The 8,529-nt window shown below is 71.0% G+C and carries 7 protein-coding genes; 2 read left to right on the plus strand and 5 right to left on the minus strand.

Translation table 11 applies throughout. From position 1 onward, the window contains the following. Positions 1-590: 590 nt before the first annotated feature. A complete protein-coding gene (locus HNR76_RS10750; protein WP_162310434.1) occupies positions 591-3,338 on the minus strand; it encodes a TonB-dependent receptor in 2,748 nt (915 codons plus the stop codon). Positions 3,339-3,617: 279 nt separating this feature from the next. On the opposite strand from HNR76_RS10750, the gene HNR76_RS10755 reads away from it, so the two are divergent. After that, entirely contained in the window at positions 3,618-4,637 is a 1,020-nt protein-coding gene (locus tag HNR76_RS10755) for a sugar kinase (protein WP_162310433.1), read from the plus strand. Between the two features lie 18 nt (positions 4,638-4,655). Here HNR76_RS10755 and HNR76_RS10760 read toward each other — a convergent pair whose 3' ends face one another. Both HNR76_RS10760 and HNR76_RS10765 read right to left on the minus strand, forming a co-directional pair. Next, positions 4,656-5,297, minus strand: coding sequence for a response regulator transcription factor (locus tag HNR76_RS10760; protein ID WP_162310432.1), 642 nt, complete (start codon positions 5,295-5,297; stop codon positions 4,656-4,658). Next, complete coding sequence (locus HNR76_RS10765; RefSeq protein WP_246429100.1) at positions 5,294-6,502, minus strand: sensor histidine kinase; 1,209 nt, start codon at positions 6,500-6,502, stop codon at positions 5,294-5,296. Before HNR76_RS10765 ends, HNR76_RS10760 begins: the two co-directional genes overlap by 4 nt. A 49-nt stretch (positions 6,503-6,551) precedes the next feature. Between HNR76_RS10765 and HNR76_RS10770 the strand changes: the two genes are divergently transcribed. Next, positions 6,552-6,992: a DUF2141 domain-containing protein gene (locus tag HNR76_RS10770; RefSeq protein ID WP_162310430.1), complete on the plus strand. Its 441-nt coding sequence runs from the start codon at positions 6,552-6,554 to the stop codon at positions 6,990-6,992. A gap of 70 nt (positions 6,993-7,062) precedes the next feature. On the opposite strand, the gene HNR76_RS10775 is transcribed toward HNR76_RS10770, so the two are convergent. Then, complete coding sequence (locus HNR76_RS10775; protein WP_183982235.1) at positions 7,063-8,388, minus strand: putative porin; 1,326 nt, start codon at positions 8,386-8,388, stop codon at positions 7,063-7,065. 50 nt (positions 8,389-8,438) lie between these two features. Then, positions 8,439-8,529 (minus strand): L-serine ammonia-lyase, iron-sulfur-dependent, subunit alpha (locus HNR76_RS10780; protein ID WP_183982237.1); only part of this gene is annotated, 91 nt, incomplete at its 5' end.

Below are 8,529 nucleotides of genomic sequence, written 5' to 3' on the forward strand. Positions count from 1 at the left end.
GTTTCCACGTTGGAACGGAGGTGCGCGATGCGGTCGCGCGGGGGCAAGAGGCATCCTCCGCTGCCGCACGATGCGGCATTGCGGGAGCGGGACAAAAGGGTGGCCCGGCTGTCGGTGCAGGTCGCGCCCCCGTGGACCGGCATGTCCGCACGCAGGGCGCGCGCCGCGTCCGCCCGCGTCGCGCACGGTCGGCGCGCAGGTGCCCGGATTCCAGCCCCGCTGCCGAAGGACATGCCGGCGGAGTCGGCCAACAAGGTAACCGGTGTCTTCCCATGGATGGCAGATGGTTGCATCGAAGGTTCCCCTTCCCGGAAATGGCGGCATGGTCGGCAGGATGCGGCAGGGCATCCAAACGGAAGCGGTGCATATGACACCGATGGTCATAGGACCGTAACAACGGTCCGGGCGTGCCGCAACTTGCAGCGCAGCACCGCCCGGAGTGCGTGGCCGGCCGCTCTCCGGACCGTCGCCGGAGAAGGCGGGTACCGCGCCGAAGGCCATGCGGTAGCCGGCGGCACGCACAAAAAGAGGCCGGAGCGGCAGTGCCGCCCCGGCCTTGGGTCAAGCCCGATCGTGGCCGTGCGGCCGGATCAGAACTTGTAGCGCAGGCCCAGCATGTACTGCCGGCCGGTGTGGGTGTAGGCGATCGGCAGGTCGCGGGTGCTGTCGATCCACATGTCGTTCCACTCGTCGGTCAGGTTCAGGCCCTCGATCGACACCGACAGGTTCTTGCTGATGTTGTACGACAGCGAGGCGTCGACCGTGGTGGTGGCCGCGGTGCCTTCCATGTCGGTGTTCTCGCGGCCCGGGATGGTGTTCATGTACTCGTCGCGATAGGCGGCCGACACGCGGGCGGAGAAGTCGCCGTTGTCGTAGTACAGGGTGGCGTTCCAGGCGTTCTCGGACAGGCCGACCATCGGCCCCTTCGCGCTCGGCGCACCGGTCGACGACAGGTACTGGATCTCCGATTCGACGTGGGTGTAGTTCAACTGCACGCCGAAGTCCTTCCAGAGCCCGGGCAGGAACGAGAACGGCTGCTGGTAGCTGAGCTCGTAGCCCTTCAGGTCGCCGCCGGGGGTGTTCAACGGCTGGGTGAACACGAACTCGTCGCTCATCGTGGCGCCGGTGCCGGCGATCAGCGACTCGGGCAGGCCCGAGGTGCTGTAGGCGCGGGTCTCGCGCGAGGTCTGGACGTAGCTTTCGATGTCCTTGTAGAACAGGCCGGCCGAGAGCAGGCCGCCGTCGCCGAAATACCATTCCAGGCCCAGGTCCAGGGTCTTGGCGCGGAACGGGTCCAGCTTCGGGTTGCCGGTGCTGACCGTGCGTGCGCCGCCGGCCACGCTGACGGTGGCGCCCGGGTTGAGGAAGCCCAGGTCCGGGCGCGCCATCACTTCGGCCGCGGCGAAGCGCAGCACCAGGTCCGGAGTGAGCTCGGCGGCGATGTTCAGCGACGGCAGGGTGTCCTTGTACTCGTGCACCACGCGGGTGGCCTGCGGCAGGCCGCCGACGATCGACCAGCCGTCGCTGGTCAGCTCGGAGTCGACGCGGCGCACGCCCAGGTTGCCGCGCACCGGCACCGAGCCGATGTCGAAGTTGAAGTCGCCCTGCAGGTAGAAGCCGGTGACCTTCTCGGTGACGTTGCGGTTGTTGGCGGCCAGGTTGTTGAGCGTGTTGCTGAGGGCGAACAGGCCCGTGCCGTCGTGGATGCCCAGTTCGCGGGCGAAGGCCTGCACGTCCGGGACCACCGCGCTGCCGCCGTGGCCGACGCTGTACCTGCGCATCAGCGCGGCCAGCGTGGCGCTGTCCATGAAGCTGCCCGGCACGGTTTCCACGCGGTTGCCCGGCGCGGTGCCGCGCCCCCACTCCCTGCTCTTGTACTCGTACTCCTTGGCGTTCACGCCGCCCTTGAGGGTGAAGTACGAGGAGGCGATCCAGGAAAGGTCGAGCGAGGCGGTGTCGAAGGTGTTCTCGACCCACTGCGGGCGCAGGCGGATCTCGGCCAGAGTCCAGCCATTGGGGTCGGTGGGATCGATGCTGCCGTAGTTGAATACCGGCAGGCGGCGGTTGCCGCGGTAGTCCCACGAATAGCCGTCGACGTCGAACTTGTCGGCGATGACCGTGGTCTGGATCGGGTTGTCGTAGGTCGACACCGCGCCGCCGATCAGCGCATCCAGCGAGAAGCTGTCGCTGAACTCGTGCGCCAGCGACAGGCCCCACTGCTTGAACTCGGTGGTCTGCTCGTCGTAGCGTCCTTCGGAACGGATGTCGACGTTGTCGAACACACCGTAGACCAGGTTGCCGGTGGAATCGATCTCGCCGTCCAGGACCACGGTGTCCGGCTTGCCGTTGCCGCTGCGGCTGAAGGACACGGCGTTGATGTTGTCCTGCCAGCGATTGGCGTCGAAGCGCGCGTACAGGGTATCGAGCACGATCTCGGTACGGTCGCTGGCCTTGAACTGCAGCGAACCGGTCACGCCCAGGCGTTCCTGCTCGTGGCGGAACAGGTTGTAGCGCGGGATGCGCGGATGGAACACGCTGGCGTCGTTGGCGGCGGCGAACGGCGACGAGGGGCTGAAGCCGCCATCGCCGGTGGCCGTCTTCCAGCGTACCGAGTCGGAGCCTTCCTCGTGCACCGTGCGATCGGTGTAGGCGACCGACAGCAGCGCGCCGACACGGCCGTCGGCCCAGGTGTTGCTGACCAGCGCGGTGGCGCGCGGCGCGACCTTGCCGGCCAGGTCGCTGTAGCTGGCCTGCCCGCCGACGACCAGGGTGAAGCCGTCGTAGTCGAACGGACGCCCGGTGCGCAGGTCCACGGTGGCGCCGAGCGAACCTTCCTCGACGTCGGCCGAGGAGGTCTTGCGCACCAGGAGCTGGCTGAACAGCTCCGAGGCGAAGGTGTTGAAGTCGAAGCCGCGGCCGCGGTTCACGCCGCCGGCGGTATCGGTGCCGCCGCCGGTGGCCAGCGCCTCGATGCCGTTGATGCGCACGCGGGTGAACTGCGGACCCAGGCCGCGCACGGAGATGTTGCGGCCCTCGCCGCCGTCGCGGGTGATGGACACGCCGGGAATGCGCTGCAGCGATTCGGCCAGGTTCAGGTCCGGGAAGTCGGCGATGTCCTCGGCGACGATGGCGTCGACCACGCCGGCTTCGCCGCGCTTGATGTCGATGGCACGCTCCAGGCTGGCGCGGTAGCCGGTCACCACGATGGTGTCGAGGTTGGTGGTGTCCCCGGCGTCGGGGGCTTCCTGGGCGAAGGCTGACGGTACGTACAAGGCCAGGCCGATGGACGCGGCCAGCAAGGTAACCGGTGTCTTCCGGCGGTTGCTACGGTTTTGCATTTTCCCCTCCCAAGGGCATCGAAACGCTAGGACGAATGGCAAAGCCAGGGCGAATGACACCGCTGGTCAAACGGGACGCTAACACCGCTTCCGGAGCCGGGCATCTTGCATTGCAGCACGAAATTTGCATGGTAGCGCTCACAGGGGAGGCACTCACCGCATGGTTGGGCGGCGCTAGAATGACACCGCTGGCCATGACGCCTCGTCCCGATCGCAAGCCCACGGTACGCTCATGGCACCATCCAGCGCCGGTGTCGGCGCCAATCGAGGGAGAAGGGGATGTCGGCTCGTGTCGTGTGTTTCGGTGAACTGCTGCTGCGCCTGAGCGCGCCCGGCCGCGAGCGGCTGCTGCAGAGTCCTGCGCTGGAGGTGCGCATCGGCGGAGCCGAGGCCAATGTCGGCGTTTCCCTGGCCCGGTTCGGCCATCGCGCGGCGATGGTGAGCACCGTGGCCGACAACGCGCTGGGCGAGGCCGCGGCCGGCGAGCTGCGCCGCCACGGCATGGATACCTCGGGCGTGCGCATCGCGCCGGGGCGGATGGGCCTGTACTTCCTCGCCCCCGGTGCGATCCACCGCCCGGCCGAGGTGTTGTACGACCGCGCCGGCTCGGCCTTCGCCCTGGCCGCCGCCGAGGCCTACGACTGGCCGGCGCTGCTGGACGGGGCCGATTGGCTGCACCTGTCGGGCATCACCCCGGCGCTGGGCACGAACACGGCCGCCGCTGCCCTGGCCGCGGCGCGCGCGGCGCGCGCGACCGGCGCCCGGGTGTCGTTCGACGGCAACTTCCGGCCGAAGCTGTGGGAGGCGTGGCAGGGCGACGCCCGGGGCATCCTGTCCGAACTGATGGCCGAGGCCGACCTGCTGTTCGCCGACCACCGCGACATGGGCGTGGTGCTGGGCGGGGACTACCCGCAGTCCGAGCCGCTGGCGCGCGTGCAGGCCGGCGCGGCGGACGCCTTCGCCGCCTTCCCGCGCCTGCGGTGGATGGCCTGCACCCTGCGCAGCCCGCGCAACGTGGACCATCACGCCCTGTCCGGGGTGCTCGTCGGCCGCGACGGCGGCACCGCGCTGGCGCCCCGGGAAGAGGTGGGGCCCATCGTCGACCGCATCGGCGGCGGCGACGCCTTCGCCGCCGGGGTGCTGCATGGCCTGATCCACGGCTGGCAACCGGAGCGCACCATCGGCTTCGGCCTGGCCGCCGGCTGCCTGAAGCACTCCATCCCCGGCGACTTCAACCTGGCGACCGTGGCGGACGTCGAGGCACTGGTGGGCGAGGGGCGCTACGACGTGCGGCGCTGACGGGCCGCCGCCGCTCCTTCAGATGATCCGCAGCGTGATCGCCTTGAGCACCGCGCGGGTACGGTCGCGGGTGCCGAGCTTGTCGAGGATGGTGGAGACGTAGTTCTTCACCGTGCCCTCGGCCAGGAACAGGCTGCGCGCGATCTCCTTGTTGGAATAGCCGCCGGCGAGCAGGCGCAGGATCGCCACCTCGCGCTGGCCGAAGGTGTCGTGCGGCGGCGCTTCGTCGTGGAAGCGGTAGCGTGCGCGCACCGGGCCGGTGCTCACCGGCTGCAGCAGGGTCTGGCCGCCGGCCACGCGCACGATCGCCTCGTGCAGGTCCTGCGGGGCCGCGTCCTTCAGCAGGAAGCCCTGCGCGCCGGCCTCGCGCGCGTGCAGCAGCAGGTCGGCGTCGTCGAAGGTGGTCAGCAGCAGCACCGGCGTGCGGTCGCCGCCGGCGCGCAGTTCGCGCAGCGCGGCGATGCCGTCCATCCCGGGCATGCGGATGTCGCTGAGGACCACGTCCACCGGCTGCGACCGCAGCGCGTCCAGCAGTTCCTGCCCGTCCTCGGCCTCCAGCGCGACCTCGACCGCCAGGCGTTCGAGCAGCGCGCGCAGCCCCGCCCGGACCAGGGCCTGGTCGTCGGCCAGGGCCACGCGCAGCGGCGCGGGCGCGCTCACCCCGGCAGCCTCGCCTGCAGGCGCATGCCGCCTGCGGCGGTCCGGCCGATGTCCAGGGTGCCGCGCAGCGTCGCCAGGCGTTCGCGCATCCCGGCGATGCCGTTGCCTTCGCACACGCGCTCGCCGCACTGGCCGTCGTCGTGGATGTCCACGCGCAACTGCCCCTCACCGTTGTCGATATGCAGCCAGACCTGGCCCGCGCCGGCGTGCCGCGCCGCGTTGGTCAGGGCCTCCTGCGCCAGCCGCAGCACCGTCTCGGCCACGGCCGGGTCGGTCACCCGGACATCCGGCGCGATCGCCAGGCGCAGCGCCGGGCGCGGGAAGGGGACGGCCAGCGCGCGCAGCGCGGTGGCCAGGTCCAGGCCGCGGTCGTCGCGCAGCGACTGCACCACCTGGCGGATGTCGGCCAGCAGTTCGGCGGAGAGGCGCTCGGCCAGGGCCACCTGCGGATGCCCGGCCAGCGCCGGTTCGGCCGCCAGCGCGCGCAGGTTCAAGCGCATGGCGGTGAGCTTGTGCCCGGCGACGTCGTGCAGTTCGCGGGCCACGCGCAGGCGCTCGGCGTCGCGCGCGCTGTCGTCCAGCAGGGCGCGGGTGGCCAGCAGGTCGGCGTTGACCCGGGCCAGGGCATCGCGCGAGTCCTCGGCCGAGCGCGCGTAGTGCACGCAGATCGCGGCCAGCGACTGGAAGCCCATGTTGATCAGGACCATCGACAGCGGGTCCTCGAAGCCGGCGCGGAACAGCAGCAGGTAGAACAGGGCGTTGACCAGCAGCGCGGCGCCGATGGCCACGCGCGGGGTCCAGGCGGTGAACGTGCAGGCCACCCAGATCACCAGCAGGACCTGGGACGCACCGACCTGGAAGCTGAGCGCGTTCAGGGCCAGCGCGAACGGCGGCATCGCCAGCAGCGTCGCGTTCCGGGTCCTGCGGCGGGTGTCCGGCAGCATCTGCAGCACCGCGAACAGCAGCAGGAAGGCGGCCAGCAGCATGCCCGCCAGGGGACGGTCGGCGGACGGGGCAAAGCGCAGCGAATGGCCGACGGTGAGGATGGTCAGCAGCCCGGCCACCGTCAGCGGCTGCAGCAGGACCTTGAGCATCTGGCGCATGCGGCCATGCTCGGCCGCCGCGCGGCCGCTGGCAATGGCGCGGGCACAGGAAGTGACTTCCGGCAGGTCGGGGCGGTGACCGCCGGCCCTGCCGGCCGCCATCGCCGCCGGATACGGTGGCCGCGCACATCCATCGAAGAGGAGCCACGCCATGCGCCACCGCACCCACCGTCTGCGCTCGCCTGCCCGGGCCGCGCTGCTGGCCGCCCTGCTATGCGCAGGCGCCGCGTCCGCCGCGGACCTGACCGTGGAGCTGGACGGCATCCGCGCGGCCACCGGCGAGCTGAAGGTGTCCGTGGTCGATTCGGCGCAGGGCTGGGATGGACAGGCCGCCCCGGTCGCCACCCGGTCCACCCCTCCGGCCGGCGGCACCGCCCGCCTGCAGTTCGACGGCCTGGCGCCGGGCGACTACGCGGTGCTGGTCATGCACGACGAGAACGGCAACGGCCAATTGGACACCAACGCCCTCGGCATGCCGCTGGAGGGCTACGGCTTCAGCAACAATCCCATGGTGATGCGCAAGGCGACCTTCGAGGAAGCCCGTTTCAGCGTGCCGGCCGAGGGCGCGCGCATCCGGATCGCCCTGCGCTGACGCCGGGCCGCCAACGGCGGGGCCGGCACCGGGCGCGCGTCAGCGCCGCCGCCGCCGCCCGGCCCGCGATTCAGAAGCCGACCATCAGCGATACCCGGAAGCGGTTGAGCCAGTCGCCCGGGTCGTGGCTGCCGGCGTAGGCGGCCGCATCGGGCCTGTACCGGTACCACACCGCGCTGAGCGTGGTCTTCGGCCATGGCACGTAGTCCACGCCCAGCGCGTGCATGCGGTAGTTGGTGCCGATGCCGATGTTGTCCTGCGAGAACGCGGCCAGCACCGCGTCCACGCCGGCCACCGCGTGGCCGTAGCTGAAGCGCAGGTCGCCGACGTCGCTGGCCTTGCCCACGGCCAGGTCCAGGCCGTAGCCGGTGTCGCCGTCGGTGCGCGCGGCGGTGTTGCGCACGTAGTCGCCGACGATGCGCAGCGGCCAGCGCTCGCCCAGGCCCGTGTAGCTGGCGCCGACGATCAGGTCGGCCAGGCGGAAGCCGGAGAGGTACGTCCCGTCGGGATTGAGCAGGTTGCTGCGCCAGTCGCCGGCGTCGGCGCCGGCCATGCTGCCCAGGGTGTAGTCGTAGTACGCGGCGGAGGCGTCGAAGCGCCATTGGCCCAGGGCCGGGCTGTCGTAGCCCAGTTGCGCGCCGAGCATGGTGCTGTCGGCGCCGCCGGCCTGCTCGTCGACCACGAAGAACAGGCCGTTGGCGCGCACCGCGCCGCCGTTGCCCAGCGCGTGGCGCCAGGTCGCGGCCAGGCCCTGCGGGTTCACGTCGCCGTCCCACACCAGCTCGGTGCGCACGAACGGCTGCGGCATCTTGCCGCCGAACACCGTCAGCTCGCCGAAGGCCAGTTGCAGGTAGGCCTGGTCCAGGCTGACCTCCAGGTCGTCGAGCCAGTTGGACAACTGCACGTCGGTGCTGTTGGGGTCGTTGGAATCGCCGGTGGCCAGCCGCGCGCCCACGGTGACGCGGTCGTTGACCGCGAAGGTCGCGCCAAGGCGGCCGCGCACCTGGCCGCTGCTGCGGTCGCGGCCATCGCGGTCGGAATTGTCGAACTGGCCGCGCACGCGGAAATCGCCGCCCACTTTCAATCGCGCCGGTGCCGGTGTGGACGCGGACGCGGATGCGGCAGGCGCGTCGACCGGCGGTGCGGGCGCAACGGAGGCCGGCGGGGGTGGGGTGACGGCCAGGCCGAGGCGGGCTTCCAGCGCGTGCAGGGCGGCTTCGGTATCGCGCTGCATCCGCGCGATCTGCGCCTGCTGGTCGCGCAACTGGCCGATCTGCGCCAGCAGCTCGGCGCGTTCGCCGCCGTCCTGGGCGAAGGCGGGCGCGATGCCGGCGCCGGCCAGCCCGATGCACAGCAGCGAGCGGCGCAGGCGGGTGGAAAGGGAATGAGCGTGCATGGCGGCCTCTGTGGGGAAGGAGGAGGGAAGAGCACCGAAGGCGAGCGCCCTCAGCACTCGATGACGTTGACGGCCAGTCCGCCGCGAGAGGTTTCCTTGTACTTGTCCTGCATGTCGCGTCCGGTTTCGCGCATGGTCTTG

This window comes from Pseudoxanthomonas broegbernensis (genome assembly GCF_014202435.1).
Lineage (GTDB): Bacteria > Pseudomonadota > Gammaproteobacteria > Xanthomonadales > Xanthomonadaceae > Pseudoxanthomonas > Pseudoxanthomonas broegbernensis.